At 67.9% G+C, this 21,733-nt stretch carries 21 protein-coding genes and 1 tRNA gene; 8 read left to right on the plus strand and 14 right to left on the minus strand.

Annotated features, from left to right (window positions below; translation table 11 throughout):
* Positions 1 to 2: 2 nt before the first annotated feature.
* Positions 3 to 500, plus strand: coding sequence for an SRPBCC family protein (locus tag QCD75_RS06810; protein WP_301226944.1), 498 nt, complete (start codon positions 3 to 5; stop codon positions 498 to 500).
* A gap of 95 nt (positions 501 to 595) precedes the next feature.
* On the opposite strand, the gene QCD75_RS06815 is transcribed toward QCD75_RS06810, so the two are convergent.
* The 5 genes from QCD75_RS06815 to QCD75_RS06835 form a co-directional block, all read right to left on the minus strand.
* Positions 596 to 916 (minus strand): SHOCT domain-containing protein, encoded by a 321-nt coding sequence (locus QCD75_RS06815; RefSeq protein WP_301226946.1) that lies wholly within the window; start codon positions 914 to 916, stop codon positions 596 to 598.
* A gap of 40 nt (positions 917 to 956) precedes the next feature.
* On the minus strand, positions 957 to 1,412 hold the full coding sequence (locus tag QCD75_RS06820; protein WP_301226948.1) for a DUF6325 family protein: 456 nt from the start codon (positions 1,410 to 1,412) through the stop codon (positions 957 to 959).
* A 262-nt stretch (positions 1,413 to 1,674) separates the two neighbouring features.
* The gene (locus QCD75_RS06825) at positions 1,675 to 2,106 is read right to left on the minus strand and encodes an SRPBCC family protein (protein ID WP_301226950.1); all 432 of its coding nucleotides are present in this window, start codon (positions 2,104 to 2,106) and stop codon (positions 1,675 to 1,677) included.
* 300 nt (positions 2,107 to 2,406) lie between these two features.
* Positions 2,407 to 2,488: transfer RNA gene (locus tag QCD75_RS06830), tRNA-Tyr, on the minus strand.
* Positions 2,489 to 2,638: 150 nt separating this feature from the next.
* Positions 2,639 to 2,893, minus strand: a complete 255-nt coding sequence (locus QCD75_RS06835; RefSeq protein WP_301226952.1) for a hypothetical protein — start codon at positions 2,891 to 2,893, stop codon at positions 2,639 to 2,641.
* A gap of 198 nt (positions 2,894 to 3,091) precedes the next feature.
* On the opposite strand from QCD75_RS06835, the gene QCD75_RS06840 reads away from it, so the two are divergent.
* From QCD75_RS06840 to efeB, 4 genes are all read left to right on the plus strand, one after another.
* A complete protein-coding gene (locus QCD75_RS06840; protein WP_301226954.1) occupies positions 3,092 to 3,583 on the plus strand; it encodes a YajQ family cyclic di-GMP-binding protein in 492 nt (163 codons plus the stop codon).
* Between the two features lie 240 nt (positions 3,584 to 3,823).
* Positions 3,824 to 4,687: an iron uptake transporter permease EfeU gene (efeU, locus tag QCD75_RS06845; protein WP_301226956.1), complete on the plus strand. Its 864-nt coding sequence runs from the start codon at positions 3,824 to 3,826 to the stop codon at positions 4,685 to 4,687.
* Between the two features lie 54 nt (positions 4,688 to 4,741).
* Complete coding sequence (efeO, locus tag QCD75_RS06850) at positions 4,742 to 5,929, plus strand: iron uptake system protein EfeO (RefSeq protein WP_301226958.1); 1,188 nt, start codon at positions 4,742 to 4,744, stop codon at positions 5,927 to 5,929.
* Positions 5,926 to 7,197: an iron uptake transporter deferrochelatase/peroxidase subunit gene (efeB, locus tag QCD75_RS06855; protein WP_301226960.1), complete on the plus strand. Its 1,272-nt coding sequence runs from the start codon at positions 5,926 to 5,928 to the stop codon at positions 7,195 to 7,197. Before efeO ends, efeB begins: the two co-directional genes overlap by 4 nt.
* A 212-nt stretch (positions 7,198 to 7,409) precedes the next feature.
* Here efeB and htpX read toward each other — a convergent pair whose 3' ends face one another.
* Both htpX and QCD75_RS06865 read right to left on the minus strand, forming a co-directional pair.
* Positions 7,410 to 8,282: a zinc metalloprotease HtpX gene (gene htpX / locus QCD75_RS06860; RefSeq protein ID WP_301226962.1), complete on the minus strand. Its 873-nt coding sequence runs from the start codon at positions 8,280 to 8,282 to the stop codon at positions 7,410 to 7,412.
* A 52-nt stretch (positions 8,283 to 8,334) separates the two neighbouring features.
* Positions 8,335 to 9,606, minus strand: coding sequence for an MFS transporter (locus tag QCD75_RS06865; RefSeq protein WP_301226964.1), 1,272 nt, complete (start codon positions 9,604 to 9,606; stop codon positions 8,335 to 8,337).
* Positions 9,607 to 9,755: 149 nt separating this feature from the next.
* On the opposite strand from QCD75_RS06865, the gene QCD75_RS06870 reads away from it, so the two are divergent.
* The 3 genes from QCD75_RS06870 to QCD75_RS06880 all read left to right on the plus strand — a co-directional run bounded on the left by QCD75_RS06870 (position 9,756) and on the right by QCD75_RS06880 (position 12,567).
* Positions 9,756 to 10,247, plus strand: coding sequence for a Fur family transcriptional regulator (locus tag QCD75_RS06870; protein ID WP_301226966.1), 492 nt, complete (start codon positions 9,756 to 9,758; stop codon positions 10,245 to 10,247).
* The gene (locus QCD75_RS06875; RefSeq protein ID WP_301226968.1) at positions 10,247 to 11,752 is read left to right on the plus strand and encodes a catalase; all 1,506 of its coding nucleotides are present in this window, start codon (positions 10,247 to 10,249) and stop codon (positions 11,750 to 11,752) included. The genes QCD75_RS06870 and QCD75_RS06875 overlap by 1 nt, the downstream gene beginning before the upstream one ends.
* Before the next feature lie 179 nt (positions 11,753 to 11,931).
* Positions 11,932 to 12,567, plus strand: coding sequence for a DUF2461 domain-containing protein (locus QCD75_RS06880; protein WP_301226970.1), 636 nt, complete (start codon positions 11,932 to 11,934; stop codon positions 12,565 to 12,567).
* A gap of 122 nt (positions 12,568 to 12,689) precedes the next feature.
* Here the strand turns inward: QCD75_RS06880 and QCD75_RS06885 are convergent, their stop codons facing one another.
* The 7 genes from QCD75_RS06885 to QCD75_RS06915 form a co-directional block, all read right to left on the minus strand.
* Entirely contained in the window at positions 12,690 to 14,351 is a 1,662-nt protein-coding gene (locus tag QCD75_RS06885) for an APC family permease (RefSeq protein WP_301226972.1), read from the minus strand.
* Between the two features lie 155 nt (positions 14,352 to 14,506).
* Positions 14,507 to 14,914: a DUF779 domain-containing protein gene (locus QCD75_RS06890; RefSeq protein ID WP_226758832.1), complete on the minus strand. Its 408-nt coding sequence runs from the start codon at positions 14,912 to 14,914 to the stop codon at positions 14,507 to 14,509.
* 33 nt (positions 14,915 to 14,947) lie between these two features.
* Positions 14,948 to 15,958: an alcohol dehydrogenase AdhP gene (gene adhP, locus QCD75_RS06895; protein WP_301226992.1), complete on the minus strand. Its 1,011-nt coding sequence runs from the start codon at positions 15,956 to 15,958 to the stop codon at positions 14,948 to 14,950.
* Positions 15,959 to 16,116: 158 nt separating this feature from the next.
* Positions 16,117 to 17,640 carry an acetaldehyde dehydrogenase ExaC gene (gene exaC, locus QCD75_RS06900; RefSeq protein ID WP_301226974.1) on the minus strand — a complete coding sequence of 508 codons (1,524 nt, stop codon included), beginning with the start codon at positions 17,638 to 17,640 and terminating at the stop codon, positions 16,117 to 16,119.
* A 132-nt stretch (positions 17,641 to 17,772) separates the two neighbouring features.
* Positions 17,773 to 19,161, minus strand: a complete 1,389-nt coding sequence (locus tag QCD75_RS06905) for a GAF domain-containing protein (protein ID WP_301226976.1) — start codon at positions 19,159 to 19,161, stop codon at positions 17,773 to 17,775.
* Between the two features lie 90 nt (positions 19,162 to 19,251).
* Positions 19,252 to 19,542 (minus strand): hypothetical protein, encoded by a 291-nt coding sequence (locus QCD75_RS06910; RefSeq protein ID WP_301226978.1) that lies wholly within the window; start codon positions 19,540 to 19,542, stop codon positions 19,252 to 19,254.
* A gap of 83 nt (positions 19,543 to 19,625) precedes the next feature.
* Positions 19,626 to 21,176 (minus strand): amidase, encoded by a 1,551-nt coding sequence (locus tag QCD75_RS06915; protein WP_301226980.1) that lies wholly within the window; start codon positions 21,174 to 21,176, stop codon positions 19,626 to 19,628.
* Between the last annotated feature and the right edge of the window lie 557 nt (positions 21,177 to 21,733).

Genomic DNA, 21,733 nt, shown 5'->3' on the forward strand with positions numbered 1-21,733 from the left:
CCATGACCGTTATCAGTTCGCACAAGGATGCCAAGGCCCTGAGCTTCACCGTCGTCGCCGAGTTCGACGCCGGCGTCGAGCGCGTGTGGCAGGTCTGGGAGGACCCGCGCCAGCTTGAGCGCTGGTGGGGCCCACCCACCTGGCCCGCGACCTTCGACAGCCACGAGTTCGTCTCCGGCGGGAAGGCCAGCTACTTCATGACCGGGCCCGGGGGCGAGAAGAGCCGGGGCTGGTGGCGCTTCACCGCGATCGAGGCCCCGCACCGGCTGGAGTTCGACGACGGTTTCGCCGACGAGAACGGCGACCCGATCCCCACCATGGGCACGAGCCATGCCGTGATGCGGCTTGAGGCAATCGACAACCGCACCCGGATGACGATGGTGTCGACCTTCGATTCCGCCGAGGCGCTGGAGAAGGTGCTCGCCATGGGAATGGAAGAGGGCATGAAACAGGCCCTCGGCCAGATCGACGCGATCCTCGCCGGATCCAAAGTCGGCTGACAGCAGCCGGCCTCAGGAAGCAAACGCGCAAGGCAATACCCCGCACCTGCTCCGCAAGTGCGGGTGTCTTGTCGGAGCAAGATGCCCTGGCGGCGTTAGCCGCCGAGGATCTTGGCCTTCTGCGCCTCGAACTCCTGTTCGGTGAGAATCCCCTGCTCTTTGAGCGCCCCGAGCTCTTTGAGCTGCTGGATGGCCTCGTTGGAGATTCCGCCGGCGGCGGGCGGGGGTGCAGCCGGCTGCTGGTAGGCGGCTTGCTGCTGGCCCATCTGCTGGTTGTAGGCCTCCTGCTGCTTCGCCGCGGTCGCTGCGTCCTTTTCGGCGAACTTCGAAGCCTGCCGCCGCTGGACGCGGCCGCTGACCGCTGATGCCGTCCCGGCGACGACTGCCGTCCGCGCCATACCCCTAAGCAGTCCCATAATCTCTCTCCTCTCGCAATCGCGGGTTGTGTGTTGTGTGTCAGGCCACGGGCGGCTGGGCGTCGAGGGCCTCGAGCGCGGCCATCACGTCCGGGGCAGGGATCCGCGTGCTCGCGACAAGCTCGCCCCCGCCGTCTCGGACGGCGGCCACGAAGGGTGCCGCCCAGATGTTCTCGTAAACAATCAGCGCGGCGAGGCTCCCCGGGAGAATCGCATCTGCGGCTTCGGCAATTTCCTCATCGCCAAGGAGCCCGGACTGCGCGCCGTCGAAGTAAGAGAATGCCTCCGCGGGACCGCCGGGGTCGGTAAGCTCGAGCACCTCTACCGTGCCGTCCTCGCCCTTCATGACGACAAGAAGATCAAAGAGCCGGATCACACCCTGCTCCACGAGCTTGATGAGCTCTTCACTCGCGCGTCCATTCAGTCCGGCCATGGGGAACTCAAGGAGCACAAAGTCGACCGGCCCGTGGGCCTCGGTCTCCGGTGTGGTTGTCACTGGCTTTCCTCCGTTCTGGTTCGAGCGCACTGTCCGGCACGCTGGTCTAAGTGTGTTCGGCGCCTGCCGGGCCGTCACCACCCGCACCGGGTGATCCCGACGGCGGATCGGGAGCCCGCAGGCATCATGTGCCACCAGGGGTCTTGAGACCACTACAGCGCCAGCGGGCCGTCGCCGCATCATCCCTTTCGGGTGAGCCCCCCCGGGCAGCGCTCACGACGCCGGACACGTGGCAGGGTGGGGCGTAACCCTTCCCTGCCCGTCAGGCCGCGGTGCCCTCCACCTGGACCTTAATGCCCGCCAGCATCGCCTCGCCGTCTTTCTCGCTCCGCTTCATGATCAGCGCCTCGACCGGGGGGCCGGCCGGCGGGACCGGCAGGTGCCACTCGGCGTCGACCGTCAGCTTCGTTCCGCCGGCCTCGGCTTCGAACATGTTGGTAGAGACCGGCCGGCCGAGGACTTCGCGACGATGCGCTGGTTGGGGACGACCCCGGCGAATTCGATGGTTCCTTCGTTGTGGATCCCCAGCGTGTGCGTGAACCATCGGGGAGGAGCCGACGCCGTCTGGCTTTACCTCAACATCCCTGACCGCAACCTCCGGAAAGCAGGCCCAGAGCCTGCCGACATCCCTCGCGAAGTCGAACACCTTCTCAACCGGGGCGTTTATGGTGATGCTCTTCGTCAGTTTCGCCATGGCGCTGATCTCCTCCGAGGTGCTGGGCACAGGTGACCCTGCGAAGCCTGCCTCTGCGGGCGGGGCCATAGGAACCACGTTGAAGCGCCCTCCCCTACGGCAACAGGGGGGAAAGTCCGATGTTTGCTCCAGTTTCCGCGTGGGCTGTTGACGCATTCGAGGATGAGCGCCTGCTGAGGCCCCAGGATCAGCGGCTACGGGACCGTCGTCGTGGCGCTGGCAATCACTGCCGCCGCGTTCGTCCTCGCACTCAAAGAAAAAGCCTCCGGAACCTGTTGGTTCCGGAGGCTTTTCCAAGGGTGGCAGATGAGGGATTCGAACCCCCGTAGGCGTTGCCAGCTGATTTACAGTCAGCCCCCTTTGGCCGCTCGGGTAATCTGCCGAACTTCAAAAGAAGATCACTCGCGGCTTCCATGTTCAGAACGGCTGTTTCCAGTCCGTTCCGCTTCCAGTAACCGCGGGCAAGACAACTTTACAGAACTTATGCCGAAGAATCGAATCGGCGCTTTGTGGCCCCAAAAACCCCGGAAAATCAGGCTTCTCCGAGGATGCGTCCGGCGAGTTTGGACTCAAACCGCGCGGCCTGCTCCTCCGTGATCTGGTTCAGCTGGATGGCACGTGCCAGATCGGCGTGAACACCATCCAGCCGCGACGAGGCATCCGCGGCCGGGCTGAAGATGATCGAGGCCGCCAGTGTTGCCGCCGCCACCGACGTTGCGGCAGTGGCGAGACCAACGGCGGCTGCTGCGGTGGAGCGGACGGCATACCTGACGGCCTTGTTTTGCATGGTGCGTGCCTTTCGAACGACTCTTCCAACTCCTGCAACTCTGCCGCCCGGAACTTCGTTCCCGCCTTGACCCACCTTTGAGCGGGCTGTGAACCGGACAACGCACTGCAGCCTTCACATCAGGGGCATCCGTACTAGGCTGGATTGCAGACACAACGGCCCTTCACCGGGCACCCCCCAACCATCAGGAGGACAGTCATGGCAGGCGAATCCACATTCGACGTCGTCAGCAAGGTCGACAAGCAGGAAGTCGCCAACGCGTTGCACCAGGCGCAGAAGGAACTGGTCCAGCGTTACGACTTCAAGGGCGTCGGCGCCGAGGTCGATTTCAGCGACGAGAAGATCCTCATGAAGGCCAACTCCGAAGAGCGCGTGCTCGCCGTCCTGGACGTCCTGCAGTCCAAGCTGATCCGCCGCGGCATCTCCTTGAAGTCCCTCGACACGGGCGAGCCCTACCCCTCCGGCAAGGAGTTCCGGCTCGAAGCCACCATCAAGGAGGGCATCGCCCAGGACCTGGCGAAGAAGATCAACAAGCTCATCCGCGACGAGGCCCCCAAGTCCGTCAAGTCGCAGATCCAGGGCGACGAGCTCCGGGTGACCTCCAAGTCCCGCGACGACCTCCAGGAGACCATGAACCTGCTGAAAGGCTTCGACGAGGCCGACCTGCAGTTCGTGAACTTCCGAAGCTAGGGTCGTCCGCGGCGCAGAATTTCTGACGCTGCACAAAAGGGCTGGCGCGCCGGTATTCCGGCATCGCCAGCCCATTTGTGCGTCACGGGACGAAACGCGCGTCGCGCCGGGCCACCAGGCTGCCGGGCCGCCGGGCCGCCGGATAATTAGGTCACGTAAGATTTTCGTATTTCCGCGGGTAAGGGTTACCTTGGTTCTTAGGCAAACCTTAGTTAGCTACTTTTACCCGAAAGCATCCATATGAGCGCGAACTTCCTGATCGGCCTCCGCGAGGGCCTTGAAGCCGCCATGATCGTTGTCCTGCTGCTGGCCTACGTGGCCCGGACCGGACGTAGGCAGCTTGTTCCCCGCATCTGGGCCGGCGTCGGACTGGCGGTGGCGGTCTCCATTGGTTTTGGCGCCCTTCTGACCTTCGGCCCGCGCGGACTCTCGTTCCAGGCCCAGGAAGCGATCGGGGGCAGCCTGTCGATTGCCGCCGTCGCCCTCGTCACCTGGATGGTCTTCTGGATGGCCCGCACGTCGCGGACCCTCGGCAGCGACCTCCGCGGCAAGATCGACAAGGTGGCCGACGGCGCCGCCTGGGGCCTCGTCGCCGTCGCCGCCCTCGCCGTGGGCCGGGAAGGACTCGAAACGGCCCTCTTTCTCTGGGCCGCCGCGCAGTCGGCCGGACAGTCGACCTCCCCGCTGCTCGGGGCAGTCCTGGGCCTGGCCGCCGCAGCGGGGCTCGGCTACCTGCTCCACCGCGGTGCCCTGCGCGTGAATCTGGCCAAGTTCTTCACCTGGACCGGCGCTGCGCTGATCGTGGTGGCCGGCGGCGTCCTTGCCTATGGAGTCCACGACCTCCAGGAGGCCGGCCTGCTCCCGGGCCTACACTCCCTCGCCTTCGACGTCACGGCAGCGGTGCCGCCGTCGTCCTGGTACGGCACCCTGCTGAAGGGGACCCTGAACTTCTCCCCCGCCACCACCTGGCTCGAGGCCACCGCCTGGGCCCTCTACGTGGTTCCGGTGATGGCGCTCTATCTCCGGTCATACCGCCGCAGCCTGCGCCGGACCCCCGGCGAACCGGCCGCAGCGGCAGCCCCGTCAGCCTCCGCCGCGGCCTGACACCCCGGCTCACCCCTCTCCCACCCGCACCCGTCTGCATCCCGAAGGACCCCCATGACTGCGTTCCGCACTTCCCCGCGCCGTTTTTCAGGCCGGCTCGGCCTCGCCGCCACCGCCGCACTGCTGCCCCTCACGCTCGCTGCCTGCACCGACAACGCCGCGCCCGCCGCCTCCACGGACGGCGCAGCGATCACTGTGTCCAGCACCAGCAGCGAGTGCAAGGTCTCCGCCGCCGAGGCTCCCAGCGGCAACCTGACCTTCGCCATCAGCAACGACGGCGACCAAGTCACCGAGTTCTACCTGCTCGCCGAGGACGGGCTGCGGATCCTGGCCGAGGTCGAGAACATCGGCCCGGGAATCACCCGCAACCTCGTGGCCACGGTGCCCGCCGGAAAGTACCTCACGGCCTGCAAACCGGGGATGGAAGGCGACGGCCTCCGCGCCGCGTTCACGGTCACCGGCACGGGCCAGGCCGTGACCGTCGACGACGACCTGCAGAAACTCACGGACACCGCCACCGGCCAGTACACCGCCTACGTCAAGGACCAGACCGAGCAGCTGCTGGCCGGAACCCGGTCCTTCGCCGCGGCGTTCGCCGCCGGGGAGACGGAGACGGCCCGCGGGCTGTATGCTTCCACGCGCATGCATTGGGAACGGATCGAACCCGTGGCCGAGTCCTTCGGCGACCTGGATCCGAAGCTTGACCTCCGCGAGGCCGACCTGGAACCCGGAGAGGCGTGGACCGGCTGGCACCGCGCCGAGAAGGACCTCTTCGCCCCGGCAGGCTACACGGCGATGACCAGCGCGGAACGCGCCGGACTGTCCGCGCAGCTCGTCGCGGACACCGAGGACCTCTACCAGCGGACCCGCACCCTGGGCCTGACCGCGGACAAGCTGGGCAACGGCGCGAAGGAGCTCCTCGACGAGGTCGCCACGGGCAAGGTGACCGGCGAGGAGGAAATCTGGTCGCACACGGATCTCTGGGACTTCCAGGCAAACGTCGACGGCGCCCGGATAGCCTTCGAGAACCTCCGCCCCGTCCTCGAGAAAAAAGACGCTGCGCTGGCCGCGAAGCTGGACACCAGGTTTTCCGCCCTGCAGACCGAACTTGGGACCCATGCCCGGGGCACCGGGTTCGCCTCCTACGACGATCTCACCCCAGAACAGGTCCGGAAGCTTGCGGCCCTGGTGGACACCCTCGGCGAACCCCTGTCCCGGCTGACTGCAGCGGTCGTCCTGTGAGCACGGTATCCCGCCGCGGCCTCCTCTCCCTTGCCGGGGCCGGCGGCGTCGGTGCGGCAGCGGGTCTAACAGCCGGAATCTTCGGCCGCGACGCAGCCGCGGGACCCGCGGAGGTGCCGGCCTCCGACACCGTGCCGTTCCATGGCGAGCGCCAGGCCGGCATCATTACGCCGGCCCAGGACAGGCTCCACATGGCCGCCTTCGATGTGATTAGCGAAGACCGCGCCGAGCTCATTGCCCTGCTGAAAGATTGGACGGAGGCAGCCGCAGCCCTCACGGCGGGCAGGGAAGCCGGAACCACCGGCGCGGTGAACGGCCCCTACGACGCCCCTCCGGAGGACACCGGCGAAGCGATGGGCCTCGCTGCCGGGCGGCTGACGCTGACTTTTGGTTTCGGCGCCTCCCTCTTCGAGAAAGGCGGCAGCGCCCGCTTCGGGCTGGAGGGCCGCCGGCCCGCAGCCCTTATCGGCCTGCCGCATTTCCCGGGCGACCAGCTTCAGGAGCAACGGACCGGCGGGGACCTTGTGGTCCAGGCCTGCTCGGATGATCCCCAGGTGGCCGTCCACGCCGTCCGGAACCTGGCGCGCATCGCCTTCGGGAAGGCGCAGGTCCGCTGGTCCCAGCTCGGCTTCGGGCGCACTGCCTCAACCTCACGTTCCCAGCAGACTCCCCGCAACCTCTTCGGTTTTAAGGACGGCACGAGCAATGTGAAGTCGGAGGACACCGGGCTCCTGAGTGAGCATGTGTGGGTGCCCGCCGGAGCGCCGGCCCCGGAGGCATGGATGGAGGGCGGCAGCTATCTGGTGGCACGCCGCATCCGGATGCACATCGAGATCTGGGACCGGACCTCGCTGCGGGAACAGGAAGGCCTGATCGGCAGGACCAAGTCAGAGGGGGCACCATTGTCCGGCGGGACTGAGTTCTCCGCCCCGGACTTTGACGCCCCGGGCCGGGCCGGCGGGCCGCTGATCGCCACAAGTTCCCATGTCCGGCTGGCGCATCCATCGCATAACAACGGGGTGCACATGCTCCGCCGCGGCTACAACTACACGGACGGCTCGGACGGGCTGGGGCATCTGGACGCCGGGCTCTTCTTCATCGCCTTCGTCAAGGATCCGCGCACCCACTATGTGCCCATGCAGCTCGCCATGGCCCGGAAGGACACCCTGGCCGTGGACTACCTGGAACACACCGGTTCCGGGCTGTTCGCCGTTCCCCCGGGCGTGCAGCCCGGCGGATTCGTGGGCGAGCGACTTTTCGTCGCCTGACTCAGCGCCCGGGCATCCTCTGTCCCGCGAACCCTGCCCCGCAGCCCCTATCCCGCGGCCCCGGGACCCTCCGGATCCGAGGCAGCCGCCGCGGCCGGCCCGCGCCCCGGGGGCACTTTGGCGCGGACACGCCGCCAACTGGGGCGCCGCCGTCGAACTCTGGGCCCATAGTGCCCCCGGGCGGATGCAACCCGGCCGAGAACAACCCCCGGCTAGCCCAGCTGGCGGCCGGCCATCCGCTCGAGCCGGCCGATCCGCTCGCTCATCGGCGGGTGCGTTGAAAACATTTTCGCGACACCCGCGGCGCGGAACGGGTTCGCGATCATCAGGTGCGAGGCGTTGACCAGCCGCTGGTCCTGCGGCAGCGGCGCCAGCTGCACGCCCTGCTCGATCTTGCGCAGGGCGGAGGCAAGCGCCAGCGGGTCACCCGTGAGCTTGGAGCCGTCCTCGTCAGCGTCGAACTCCCGGGTTCGGGAGATGGCCATCTGGATCAGCGAGGCAGCAAACGGCGCCAGCAGGGCCATGGCGATTGCGGCGATCGGGTTGGCGTTGCGCCGGTCCCCGCCGCCGCCGAAAATCAGGAACATCTGCGCCACCGAGGTGATGACGCCCGCGACGGCGGCGGCCACCGAGGCGGTCAAGATGTCCCGGTTGTACACGTGCATCAGCTCGTGGCCCAGCACTCCGCGGAGTTCCCGCGCGTCGAGCATCCGCAGGATGCCTTCGGTGCAGCACACCGCCGCGTTCTGCGGATTCCGTCCGGTCGCGAAGGCGTTCGGGGCCATCGTGGGCGAGAGATAGATCCGCGGCATCGGCTGCTGCGCCGCGGCGGAGAGCTCCCGGACAATCTGGTGGAGCTGGGGCGCCTCGGCCTCCGTCACGGGGTAGGCCTGCATGGCCCGGATGGCGATCTTGTCACTGTTCCAGTAGCCGTAGGCCGTCGTGGCGATGCCGACCAGTGCCATGATCCAGATCGGTGCGGCGCTGCGCATGCTGGAGGCCATCAGCGCGCCGAGGAGCAGCAGCACCGCCCACAGCACACCGAAGAGGGCTGCGGTCTTCAGTCCGTTGTGATGCTGGTGCACTGTTTCCTCCAGAAGTCGTCCCAATATCGACCCGCACAGGAAAAACGTCCCGCTACGGCACCGGGTTCCGCGCGTCGTACCTCAGGAAGCCCGACTGCGAATGCGCCACGGCCCACGCCACCGCGATGCACAACAGGCCGCCCAAAAGCAGGACCCAGCCTTCACTCAAAATCTTAGTCCCACCACCGGCGAGCATGTCCCCCACCCGCGGCCCGCCGGCCACCACCACAATGAACACGCCCTGCAGCCGGCCGCGCAGGTGGTCCGGCGTCGAGGCCTGCAGGATCGTGGTGCGGAAGACGGCGCTGACCGAGTCGGCGATGCCGGCCAGCCCGCAGCACAGGGCCGCGGGCAGCAGCCACCACGTCACTCCGCCGGCGCCGGCGTTCCCGGCGAGCACGACGACGAGGCCGAACCCGGCGATGGAGGCGCCCCAGCCCATCACGGACCAGACGACGGCGGTCCCCTGCCGCCGCACGCGGCCCAGCGGGCCGGAGAACAGGCCGGCCAGGAACGCGCCGACGGCGGTGGAGGCCAGCAGGATCCCGACCGTGGTTTCGCCGCCGCCGATCATCACCGCGCCAATCGCGGGCAGCAGTGCCCGGGGCTGGGCGAAGATCATGGCGACGAGGTCGATGATGAAGGTCATCCGCAGGTTGGGGCGGGTGCCCAGGAAGCGGAAGCCCTCGACGACGGAGCGCAGCCCCGCGGGACGCGCATGTTCCCCCGGCGGCATGGCGGGCAGTCTGAACAGCGCCCAGACGGCGAAGGCGAAGGTGGCGACGTCGATGGTGTAAGTCCAGGCGAACCCGACCGTGGCCACCAGCAGCCCGGCCAGCAGCGGCCCGGCCGTCAGGGTCAGCCCGAAGCTGATCATGCTCAGCGCGTTGGCGGCGGGCAGGAGCTCCTTGCGGACCAGCAGCGGGATGATGGCGCTGCGGGCAGGCTGGTTGATGGCCTGCGCGCCGCTCTGCACCGCGATCAGGACATAGAGCAGCCAGACGTTGCCCAGGTGGAGCCAGGCCTGCAGCGCCAGGCAGGCGGTGGTCAGCCACAGCACCGAGGAGGCCAGCAGTGCCACCTTGCGCCGGTCATGGGCATCCGCGATCGAGCCGCCCAACAGGCCGCCGAAGACCAGCGGGACGAGGGCAAAGATGCTCAGCAGCCCGACGTAGAGGCTGTCCTGGGTGAGCCGGTAAACCTCCAGGCTCACGGCCACCAGGGTCAGCTGGCTGCCCACGGATGCGACGGCGGAACCCAGCCACAGGCGGCGGAACGCCGGACTCTCGCGCAAGGGCGTGATGTCCGCCAGATATTTCCCCACCCGGACACTCTAGTGGGCCCCGGCGGACCGGCCGGCGACGCCGGCGTGAGACCCGCGTGCCGGGACCTGACCCGTCCCGAAGGGCGTAACACGCGGGGATAAGCCGAGCCTTATTATGACCGGTTCATAATAGGTGCTTGAATGGGGGCATGACGGAGACGGCGGGCACCCACGAGGCATGGGTTGCCGCCCTGCGTGCCCACGGCCGCCGGGTGACCAAACAGCGGCTGGCGGTGCTCACCGCCGTCGAGCATCACCCGCATTCCCCCGCCGAGCACATCCTCGCCGCCGCCCGCCATGACCTTCCGGAGCTGACCGCGCAGTCCGTGTACGTGGTCCTCGGCGATCTGACCGATCTGCAGATGCTGCGCCGTTTCGAGCCGCCGCACTCCCCCGCCCTTTACGAGACGCGGGTGGGCGACAACCACCACCACGCCGTCTGCATCAGCTGCGGCCGGGTGGAGGACGTCGAGTGCGCCGTCGGACATGCGCCGTGCCTGACGCCCAGCTGGGACGAGAACGCCCGGCCGATGACCATCCAGATCGCCGATGTGCTGTACCAGGGCATCTGCCAGGACTGCCAGCGCACCCAAAAACTTCCCTCGACATCTGAACAGCAAGAAATCAACAAAGGAGAATGATGACTGCGAACCTTTCCGCGCCCATCTCGCATACCGCGACCACCACCCAGACCGGCGCCCCCGTCGCGTCCGACGAGCACTCGCTGACCGCCGGGGCCGACGGGGCCACCGCGCTCCACGACCGCTACCTGGTCGAGAAGCTCGCACAGTTCAACCGCGAGCGGCTCCCGGAGCGCATTGTCCACGCCAAGGGCGGCGGCGCTTTCGGCACCTTCACGGTGACCGGCGACGTTTCCCGCTTCACCCGCGTGGCTGCATTCCAGCCGGGCGCTCAGGTTGGCACGGCCATCCGTTTCTCCTCCGTGGCGGGCGAGCAGGGCTCCCCGGACACCTGGCGCGACGTCCGCGGTTTCGCGACCCGCTTCTACACCCCTGAGGGCAACCTGGACATCGTGGGCAACAACACCCCCGTGTTCTTCATCAAGGACGGTATCAAGTTCCCGGACTTTATCCACTCGCAGAAGCGCCTCCCGGGCTCCGGCCTGCGTGACGCCGACATGCAGTGGGACTTCTGGACCCTCTCCCCCGAGTCGGCCCACCAGGTCACCTACCTCATGGGCGACCGCGGCCTGCCCCGCTCCTGGCGCGAGATGCACGGCTTCTCCTCCCACACGTACCTCTGGACGAACGCCGAAGGCGAACGCTTCTGGGTCAAGTACCACTTCCGCTCCAACCAGGGCGAGCACAACATCACCAACGAACAGGCTGCGCAGCTTGCCGGCGAGGACGCCGACTACTACCGCCGCGACCTGTACGAGGCCATCGCCGAGGGCAACTTCCCCAGCTGGGACCTGCACGTCCAGGTCATGCCGTACGAGGATGCCAAGACCTACCGGTTCAACCCGTTCGACCTGACCAAGGTCTGGCCGCACGCGGACTACCCGCTGGTGGAGGTTGGCCGCTTCGAGCTGAACCGCAACCCGGAGAACTTCTTCGCCGAGATCGAGCAGATCGCCCTGTCTCCCGCGAACGTCGTTCCGGGCCACGACATTTCCCCGGACAAGATGCTGATGGCGCGCGTGTTCTCCTACCCGGATGCCCACCGCTACCGCGTCGGCACCAACTTCAACGAGCTCCCGGTCAACCGCCCGGTCTCGCCGGTGAACAACTACTCGCAGGACGGCTCGCTGCGCCACGGCTACAAGCCGGCTTCGGCCCCGGTCTACGCCCCGAACTCCTTCGGCGGCCCCGTCGCCGATCCGGCCCGCGCCGGTGAGGGTTCCTGGGAGTACGACGGCGCCCTGGTCCGCACCGCTGCGACCCTGCACTCCGAGGACAGCGACTTCGGCCAGGCCGGAACGCTGTACCGCGACGTCTATGACGAAGCAGCCAAGGCCCGCTTCCTCGACACCATCACCGGTGCCGTGGGCGGCGTGCAGAACGCCGGCATCAAGGAACGCGCCATCCAGTACTGGACCAACGTCGACGCCGAACTCGGCGCCAAGCTGCGGGCCAACCTGGGCACAGTCGCTGTCTCCGACGCTGAGGCAGCCAACAAGATCTGATCGTGCGTCCGGGTTAGCCCGTTCGCGCCCGCTGGCCCCGCGTCAGCCCGCGTTAGCGCTTTAGCGCGCGTCCTGAAACTCCCCGCCACGGATCTCCGTGGCGGGGAGTTTTTTGCGCTTTTCCACATGGCGTTAACGGCCGCTCGCCATGGCACCGCCGGTATCCCTACGATCCATACATGGACACATTCGCAGGCATCCCGGATGCCGCCTTCCAGTTCTACGCAGAGCTTGAACGCAACAACAACCGCGACTGGTGGCTGGAACACAAGGCGACCTACGACGCCGCGGTGAAAGGCCCGCTGACCCTGCTGCTGGCCGAGCTGGAGCCGTCCTTTGGTGCGGCCAAGCTCTTCCGGCCCAACAGGGACATCCGGTTCTCGCTCGACAAATCGCCGTACAAGACTGCCCAGGGCGCCCTTGCACCCACCGCCGACGGTGTCGGCTTCTACATCCAGCTCAGCGCCGACGGACTCCTCATCGGAGGCGGCTGCCACACCCAGACGCCGGCCCAGCTGACGCGTTTTCGCAGCGCTGTCGATGCCCCGTCCAGCGGCGGGGCCCTGCAGTCCATCGTGCAGGACATCGAGGCGGCGGGCTTTGCCGTGGAGGGCGAAAGCCTGAAAACCGTCCCGCGGGGTTTCGACAAGGACCATCCGCGGGCGGAACTGCTCAAGCACAAGTCCCTGACGGCGGGCGCGAACGTCGGCCAGCCAGGCTGGCTCGCCACCCCGGGCGCGGCGGCTGAGGTGGCCCGGCGCTGGGAGGAACTGCGGCCCCTCGTCAACTGGATCAGCTGTTTCGCCGCCCCCTGATGGGGACTCCGATCCAGGGCCCAACGCCGAAGTTGCCGGAGCCGCGCCCGGTCGCCGGAAGCTTGCAGCGACTGGGGCGCGGCTCCGGCGACCTCGATTTCTCAGGACCGGACGGTCGCCGGTTAGGCGCGGGTGTAGGTGCCCTCGTCCTCCGCGGCCTTGTTCCTCGAAGCCTCGGCGCCGCTGTCGCCGGCCTTGCTCTTCGCGGCCTCGGCGTCGGCATTTCCGGACTCGTCCGAGCCGGACCCGCCGTCGGCGTTGCCGGCGGAAGCGCCCCCGGCGGCGGGGCCGTTGACTGAAGCCCTGGCCGCGGCGAACTTCTCGTTCAGCCGGGAGTGGCGCTGGCCGTAGGAGAAGTAGATGATGATGCCGATCACGAGCCAGCCGGCGAAGAAGATCCAGGTCTCCACGGCCAGGTTGGTCATGAGGTACAGGCACAGGACGGCCGAGATGATCGGGAGCACCTTGCCGAACGGCACCCGGAAGGCGGGCTTCAGGTCCGGACGCTTCTTGCGCAGCACCAGCACGCCGATGCTCACCGTCACGAACGCGGACAGCGTGCCGATGTTGATCATTTCCTCCAGCAGGTCCACGTTGGTGAGCCCGGCGACAACCGCCACGGCGGCGCCGCAGATGATCTGCAGGCGGACCGGCGTCGCACGGATGGTGCTGGTCTTGGACAGCGAGCGCGGCAGCAGCCCGTCGCGGCTCATGGCCAGCACCACACGGGAGAGGCCCATCAGCAGCACCATGATCACGGTGGTCAGGCCCACGAGGGAGCCGAACGCGATGACCTTGGCGGCGTCGGTGTTGCCCACGGCCTCAAACGCGGTGGTGAGGGTCGGGTTCTTGGCCTCGGCCAGCTCGGTGTAGGACACCATGCCGGTCAGCGCCAGGGACACCAGGATGTAGAGCACGGTGACGACGGCGAGGCCGCCGAAGATGCCGCGGGGCAGGGTCTTCTGCGGGTTCTTGACCTCCTCGGCCGAGGTGGCCACCACGTCGAAGCCGATGAAGGCGAAGAAGACCAGGGCGGCGCCGGCGAAGATGCCGAGGGTGCCGTACTGCGCCGGGGCAGCGCCGGTGAGGAAGCCGAAGAAGGACTGCTTCATGACGTCGGCGGCACCGGTGCCCCCGGTCGGCTGGGAGGTCGGCACGAACGGCGCGTAGTTCTCAAACTTCACGTAGCTGAAGCCCACCACGATCACAAAGAGGACGACGGCGATCTTGATCAGCGTGAAGACGTTGCCGACGCGGGCGGACAGCTTCGTCCCCAGTACCAGCAGCACGGTGAAGACGGCGACGATCAGGAAGGCGCCCCAGTAGAGGTCCACCCCGCCCAGGGAGATCGCCGGCGGAATGTCCACGCCCATCAGCGCGAACACCTTGCTGAGGTAGATGCCCCAGTACTTGGCGATCACCGCACCGGCGGTGAACAGCTCGAGGATGAGGTTCCAGCCGATGATCCAGGCCAGCAGCTCGCCCATGGTGGCGTAGGTGAAGACATAGGCGGACCCGGCGACGGGGATCGCGGTGGCGAACTCGGCGTAGCACATGATCGCCAGCGCACACGTGACGGCGGCGATGGCGAACGAAAGGGTCACGGCCGGGCCGGCGAAGTTTGCTGCAGCTTTGGCCCCGACCGAGAAGATGCCGGCGCCGACGGCAACGGCGACGCCCATGATCATCAGGTCCCAGGAGCTGAGCGAGCGCTTCAGCTTCCGTCCGGGTTCCTCGGCGTCCGACATGGACTGCTCGATCGATTTGGTCCGGAATAGGTTCATAGGAAAATCCAAAATCTCGCTAGCTGGTTGGAAACAGACCTATCCATAGTAGTGTCCATCCACTGGACGGCCAGATTTGTCCCACATCGTGAGACGCAAAAGGCGGGCCGTGCAGGTTTCCCTGCACGGCCCGCCCGCGCCTGACCAGCTCCGGTTTAGACCGGCCAGTCCATCAGTGTGGACCGGATCAGGAACCGTTTGCCTTCCGGCGCCTCGACCGAGAAGCCGCTCCCCCGGCCCGGCACCACGTCCACGGTCAGGTGGGTATGGCTCCAGTAGTTGAACTGCTCCTTGGACATCCAGAACTCAATCGGCTGCGGCTGTAGACCGTCGGAAATGTCGAACAGGCCCAGCTGCACGTCCGAGTCGCCGGTGATGAACTCCCCAGCGGGATAGCACATCGGCGAGGAGCCGTCGCAGCAGCCGCCGGACTGGTGGAACATCAGCGGACCGTGCTGGAGCCACAGCTTGCGCAGCAGTTCCACCGCTTCCTGGGTGAGCGCCACCCGGGAGAAGTCCTCCCCGGGAACGGTCACGGCGGCGTCGAGCTTGGTCGGTGGCATCAGAATCCTTTCTGCATCAGTACCTGTTGACCATCAGTACTTGATGACCACGCGGCCGTCGATCTTGGCGTGCTTCATTTCATCGAGGACGGCATTCACTTCGGAAAGCTCCCGGGTGGAGACCGTCGGGTGGATCTTGCCCTCGGCGTAGAATTCCAGCGCCTCGGCCAGGTCCTGGCGGGTTCCGACGATGGAGCCGCGGACGGTCAGGCCCTTGAGCACAATCTCGAAGATCGGCGCCGGGAAATCACCCGGCGGCAGGCCGTTGAACACAATCGTTCCGCCGCGCCGGGCCATCCCGATCGCCTGGCCGAATGCTGACGGGTGCACTGCAGTGACCAGGACGCCATGGCAACCTCCGGTTTCGCGCTGGATGACTTCGGCGGGATCTTCGTGCAGGGCATTGACGGTCAGTTCCGCACCGTGCTTCTTGGCCAGGGCGAGCTTGTCGTCGGCGATGTCCACCGCAGCAACCCGGAGGCCCATGGCAACCGCGTACTGGACGGCGATGTGGCCGAGGCCGCCGATGCCCGAGATCGTGACCCACTGGCCGGGCCGGGCCTCGGTCATCTTGAGTCCCTTGTAGACGGTCACTCCGGCGCAAAGCACCGGGGCCACCTCGACGGGGTCCGTACCGGCCGGGATCCGTGCGGCGAAGCGCGTGTCCACCAGCATGTACTCGCCGAAAGAGCCGTCAACGCTGTAGCCGGCGTTCTGCTGCGCCTCGCACAGGGTTTCCCAGCCGGTGCGGCAGTACTGGCAATCGCCGCAGGCGGACCAGAGCCAGGCGTTGCCGACGAGGTCCCCGACGGCCAGGTCGGTGACTCCCTCACCGAGGGCAACCACCTCGCCGACGCCTTCGTGGCCGGGGATGAACGGCGGGGTCGGCTTGACCGGCCAGTCGCCTTCCGCGGCGTGGAGGTCAGTGTGGCAGACGCCGGTGGTCAGCACCTTGACGAGAGCCTGGCCGCGGCCCGGAACGGGAACGGGGAGGGTCTGGATCTGGAGGTCCTTGCCGAATTCGGTTACCACCGCGGCTTGCATTGTCGTCGTCGTCGTTGTCGTCGTCATAGCGAAATCCTTGCGTCATCAAACATGGGTGCAGCTAACAGGCGTGTGCACGGCGTCCTTCCGCGTGGGTGCACACGTGGTACGGGCGGGGCGGACCCATCATGATCCGCCCCGCCCGGGTTTGGTGCGGCTTAGAAGAAGCCGAGCTTGTTCTCGTTGTAGCTGACCAGGAGGTTCTTGGTCTGCTGGTAGTGGTCCAGCATCATCGAGTGGTTCTCGCGGCCGATGCCGGAGGACTTGTAGCCGCCGAACGCAGCGCCCGCCGGGTAGGCGTGGTAGTTGTTCACCCACACGCGGCCGGCCTGGATCTCGCGGCCGGCGCGGTAGGCGACGTTGCCGTTACGGGACCAGACGCCGGCGCCGAGGCCGTAGAGGGTGTCGTTGGCGATGCCCATCGCGTCGTTGTAGTCGCTGAAGCGCGTCACGGACACCACCGGGCCGAAGATTTCCTCCTGGAAGATGCGCATCTTGTTGTGGCCTTCGAAGATGGTCGGCTGCATGTAGTAGCCGCCGGCCAGGTCTCCGGGCATCTCGGCGCGGGCGCCGCCGGTGAGGATCTTGGCGCCCTCCTGCTTGCCGATGTCGATGTAGGAGAGGATCTTTTCCAGCTGGTCGTTGGAGGCCTGGGCGCCAAGCTGGGTTTCGGTGTCCAGCGGGTTGCCCTGGATGATCTTCTCGACCCGGGCCACGGCGTCGGCCATGAAGGATTCGTAGATGTCCTCCTGGACCAGGGCGCGGGACGGGCAGGTGCAGACTTCGCCCTGGTTGAAGGCGAAGAGTGTGAAGCCTTCCTGTGCCTTGTCGTAGAACGCGTCGTTGGTGTCGGCGACGTCGTTGAAGAAGATGTTGGGGCTCTTGCCGCCCAGTTCCAGCGTGACCGGGATCAGGTTCTGGCTGGCGTACTGGCTGATCAGGCGGCCGGTGGAGGTTTCGCCGGTGAACGCGATCTTGCGGATCCGGGGGCTGGAGGCCAGCGGCTTTCCGGCTTCGACGCCGAAGCCGTTGACCACGTTCAGGACGCCGGCCGGCAGCAGGTCGCCGATGAGTTCCATCAGGACCAGGATCGAGGACGGGGTCTGCTCGGCCGGCTTGAGGACGACGGCGTTGCCGGCGGCGAGCGCGGGGGCGAGCTTCCAGACGGCCATCAGGATCGGGAAGTTCCAGGGGATGATCTGGCCCACGACGCCGAGCGGCTCGTGGTAGTGGTACGCGGTGGTGTCCTCGTCGAGCTGGGACAGCCGACCTTCCTGGGCGCGGACCGCGGAGGCGAAGTAGCGGAAGTGGTCGGCGGCGAGCGGGATGTCCGCGTTGAGGGTTTCGCGGATCGGCTTGCCGTTGTCCCAGGACTCGGCGACGGCGAGCATCTCTAGGTTCTCGTCGATGCGGTCGGCTATCTTGTTCAGGATGGCGGCGCGCTCGGCGACTGAGGTCTTGCCCCAGGAGGGGGCAACCTTGTGAGCGGCGTCCAGCGCCAGCTCAATGTCCTCGGCGGTGCCGCGGGCGACCTCACAGAAGACCTTCCCGGTGACGGGGGTGATGTTCTCGAAGTACTGGCCCTTGACCGGGGCGACCCACTCGCCGCCGATCCAGTTCTCATAGCGGTCCTTGAAGGTGACCTTCGAGCCCTCGGTACCGGGCTGTGCGTAGACAGTCATTGCAGCTCCTTTGCTGTGCAAGAGGGTGGCGGCCAGTTGTTGGCGCCTCCAATGCGTTCAGCCTAGGAGCGGGGAGGTTGCAGTCAGGTTGCAACCGGAGTGACCCGGGTCACTTTTGCGGGATCTGGCGGGTCAGGCGCTGAGTTCGGTCTCGAGCCGTTCCAGATCGGCGACGAGGGCGGCCCGTTTTGGCGAGCGGGGCGGCAGCAGTTTCAGCGCCGCGATCCGGACCTCGACGTCGTCCCTGGCCTCGGGAAGCTCGGCGTACCGCAGGAGCGACTCGGCGCTGCCGTCGGTCAGCACCGCTTCGCGGAGCAGGGAGGAAACGCGGGTCCGCAGCTCGGCGATGCCGGGGGCCTCGGAGCGGGGCAGCACAGCGCCGCGGTAGATCTCCAGGGCGATCCGGTGGGAGCCGCGCTGCAGGCAGCTCAGGACCTGGCCGGAGTCCGGCACCAGGTCCAGCGGCAGCCGGTAGGGGCGTGACTGCGGCACAGCAGCTGGGTTGAGCTGCTGGAGGACCTTGCGCAGGCGGACCATCTCAGCCCGCAGGGTCATGGTGGACGCGTCGCCCTCGTAGAGGAGGGCGCAGAGTTCCTCGGCGCTGAGCCCTTCCGGGTGGGTGCTGAGCAGGGCCAGGATTTCGCTGTGCCGGGCGGACAGCGCCACGGTGCGGCCGTCGATGCTCAGCAGCGCCTGGTCCCGGCCGAGGAGCTGGAGGCTGTTGCGGTACAGGCTGCCGGCCGCCCCGTCGCTGTCCCGGGCCGCCGCGGCGGAGGCGGGGCCCCGGCGTCGGGCAGGCGAGGACTGCTTGGCGGCCGCGAGCTGGAGCCTCTCCACGCGGAGGTGCGCCTGGGCGGCGGCCACGGTGGCCTCGACCAGTGACAGGGTGTGCGGGGCGACGGCGGACTCGGTGCCGGTGATGTCGACGACGCCGAGCAGGGCTCCGGAATCCGGGTCGTGGAAGGGCACGGCCGTGCAGCTCCAGGGGTGGACGGAGCGTTTGTAGTGTTCGGCGCCGGAGATCTGGATGCCGCGGCCCAGGGCCAGTGCGGTGCCGGGCGCGCTGGTACCCACGGTGGCTTCGGACCAGTCGGCCCCGGGGACAAACATCATGCCTTCGGCCCGGCGCCGCATCTCGGCATCCCCCTCGACCCAGAGCAGCCGGCCCACTTCGTCCCCCACGGCGACCAGCATGCCGCTGTCGTGGCTGGGCAGGACAAGGAGCTTGTGGATGACCGGCATGATGGCGGCCAGGGGGTGCTGGCGCCGGTACTCTTCGAGTTCTTCGCTGTCCATCGCCAGCGGGGCCTCGGGGTTGTCCGGGTTGGCCTGCAGCTGGGCCGAGCGCCGCCACGACTCCTGGATCAGGCTGCTGAGGCCGGGCAGCTGCAGATCGGCCGGGAACACGAGCCCCCGCGAGTCCAGCTGCTCATGTCCGGCGCTGGCATACCGCTGGCGCAGCTCGGCGGGGATGCCGCCTGCGGGCGGGAACCGGGCTGCCGGATGGATCAGATTCTTCATTGAACTCCCACCGGACGGGCACGACGGCGTGCCGGAGGCAGCCATGTCCGTTCAGTCTAGTTCCGTCCGGGGGGTTTGGAAATGCCCCGCTCAAGGAGCCGCCACGCCGCCCGGCAGCACGTAGCCCCGGACCTCGCCCAGTCCCCGGGCTTCAGGCTCGGGCAACCCCGCGGCCGCCACGAGTCCCCGGAATTCCAGGCCGCTGCTGAACCTGTCGAAAACTTCCCGGCTGGGACAGCTGTCCAGCACGATGATCCCCTCCGGGGTCTGCACGCACAGGTGCAGCTCGAGCTGGCCGGCGGGCAGCATCGCCAGCAGCCGGTCATGGGCTGCGAGCAGTTCGGCCGGGTCGCCGCGGAAACTATACATTCCGAGGTACATCGGAGTTCTCCTTAGTTCCTGTTGGGTTTGTGGCGCCGGGTCAGGCCGCGGTGCTTCACGCCCCCGGGTCAGGCCGCGGTGCTTCACGCCCCCGGGTCAGCCCCCGGTGCTTCACGCCCCCGGGTCAGCCCCCCGACGGATGGTCTCCGGCCGGCCCACGGCCGTGCCTGTTCCAGCTGGCCCGCCAGCCGGAACAGCGTGGCTTCCCCGCCGTAGGCGGCCAGGAAGGAGAACCCGACGGGCAGCCCGGCGGAATCAGTGGCCAGCGGAACGGACATCGCCGGATTCCCGGTGACGTTGGCGTGCTCGCCGTTGAACATCAGGAAGCGCCCGGCTTGGCGCTCACCGCGGAGCGGATCCTCCGCCGTCGCCGTGAGCGTCCCCAGCGGCAGCGGGGGCCAGCCGACTGTGGGCGTCAGCCACAGATCAAAGTCCTCGAAGAAGGCCGCCACCCGCCGGGTGAACCGCTGCAGCTCCTCCATCCCCTGCAGGTATTCGCCCGCCGTGACCTTCCGTCCGCGCTCGAACAGCACCTCGGTGTAGGGTTCCAGCTCACCCGGCTGCGGACCCCGCCCCAGCCGCCGGGTCCAGTAGGCCTCAATCCAGGCGGCGGCACCTCCGTACACCGCCCTCATGGCGCGATGCCCGGCCCGGCCCAAAGGCTCGGGTTGCCCTTCCTCCACGGTGTGGCCCAGGGACTCCAGCAGCTCCACGGTCTCCTCGAACGCCCGCAGGTAGTCGGGATGGGCGGACTGGCCGCCGTGCGGTGTCGCGGTCGCGGCGATCCGCAGCCTTCCCGGCGGCGTCCGGACCTCGGCCAGGTACGGCCGTTCCTGCGGCGGCGCCCAGTAGGGGTCCCCGGGTGCCGGTCCGGCCACAGCGTCGAGCAGCGCAGCCGAGTCCCGGACCGTGCGGGTGAGCGCATGTTCCGCCGCGAGACCGCCGACGACGTCGCCGTACTCCGGGCCCAGCGGGACCCGGCCGCGGGAGGGTTTGAGGCCGAACACCCCGCACCACGCCGCCGGATAGCGCAGCGAGCCGCCGAGGTCGTTGCCGTGGGCCATCGGTACAATCCCGGCAGCAACCGCCGCCGCCGAGGCGCCGCTTGAGCCGCTCGTCGACAGCGCCAGGTTCCAGGGGTTGCGGGTGGCACCGTGCAGCGCCGGCTCGCAGTGCGGGCTCAGGCCGAATTCGGAGGTGTTCGTTTTTCCCATCACAGCCAGTCCGGCCCGGCGGAAGCGGCGGGCCAGCTCCTGGTCGTGGCCCGAGACGTTTCCGGCCAGCCAGCGGGATCCTTCGCTGAACGGGGTCCCGGCGATCTCCAGCGCGAGGTCCTTCACCAGGAAGGGCACGCCCGCGAAGGGGGCAGCGGGTGCGCTGTCGTGATGGCCGCCGTCGCCCGGGCCGCCGGGTCCGGTGTCGTCCGGGCCGCCGTCGCCCGGGCCGCCGGGTCCGGCGTCGTCCAGGCCGCCGCTGCCGGGGTCCAGCTCCACGATGACGGCGTTCAGTGCCGGGTTAAGGCGGCTAACGCGCTCACGGGCCTCGGAGAGGAGTTCGGCGGCGCTGACTTGTCCGGAGCGGACCAGATCGGCCTGTTCCGTGGCGTCCATCCAGCGGAGTTCCTCGTCCACCATGCCCTCCGGGCCGGGGCACCGTCCGAGGCACCCGACAGCGTGCCGCAGCCCCGTTCACCCAACAAAATTCTACGTCTGCCAGCGGGTCCGGGACAGGCCGTGGCACTGCCAGAGTGAGGCGCGGCGACCATTCCCGGGGCGGGGCGACCATGCCAGGTTCTGGCGGCCTCGCGGGAGGGAAACTTCGGGACGCTGCTCAACCTGCTGGATTCCGACGTCGACCTCCGCACTGACAGCGCCGCCCACGGTATGGGGGCGGCAATGGGCTCCGCGCTGCGCCAACTACCCTGCGCTGCGCCATTGGTTCCGCGCTGCGCCAACTACCCTGCGCTGCGCCATTAGTTCCGCGCCCGCCAAAGACGCTGTCGACGCCGGAATACCGGAGCGCCCGCATCATTGCGCGTCGCGAGGAAATCTGCGCCGCGGACGCCGCAGACGGACCGGCCCCACGCTGCGCCAACCATCCTGCGCTGCGCCATTAGTTCCGCGCTGCGCCAACCATCCTGCGCTGCGCCATTAGTTCCGCGCCCGCCAAAGACGCTGTCGACGCCGGAATA

Source organism: Arthrobacter sp. PsM3, from assembly GCF_030433895.1.
Lineage (GTDB): Bacteria > Actinomycetota > Actinomycetes > Actinomycetales > Micrococcaceae > Arthrobacter.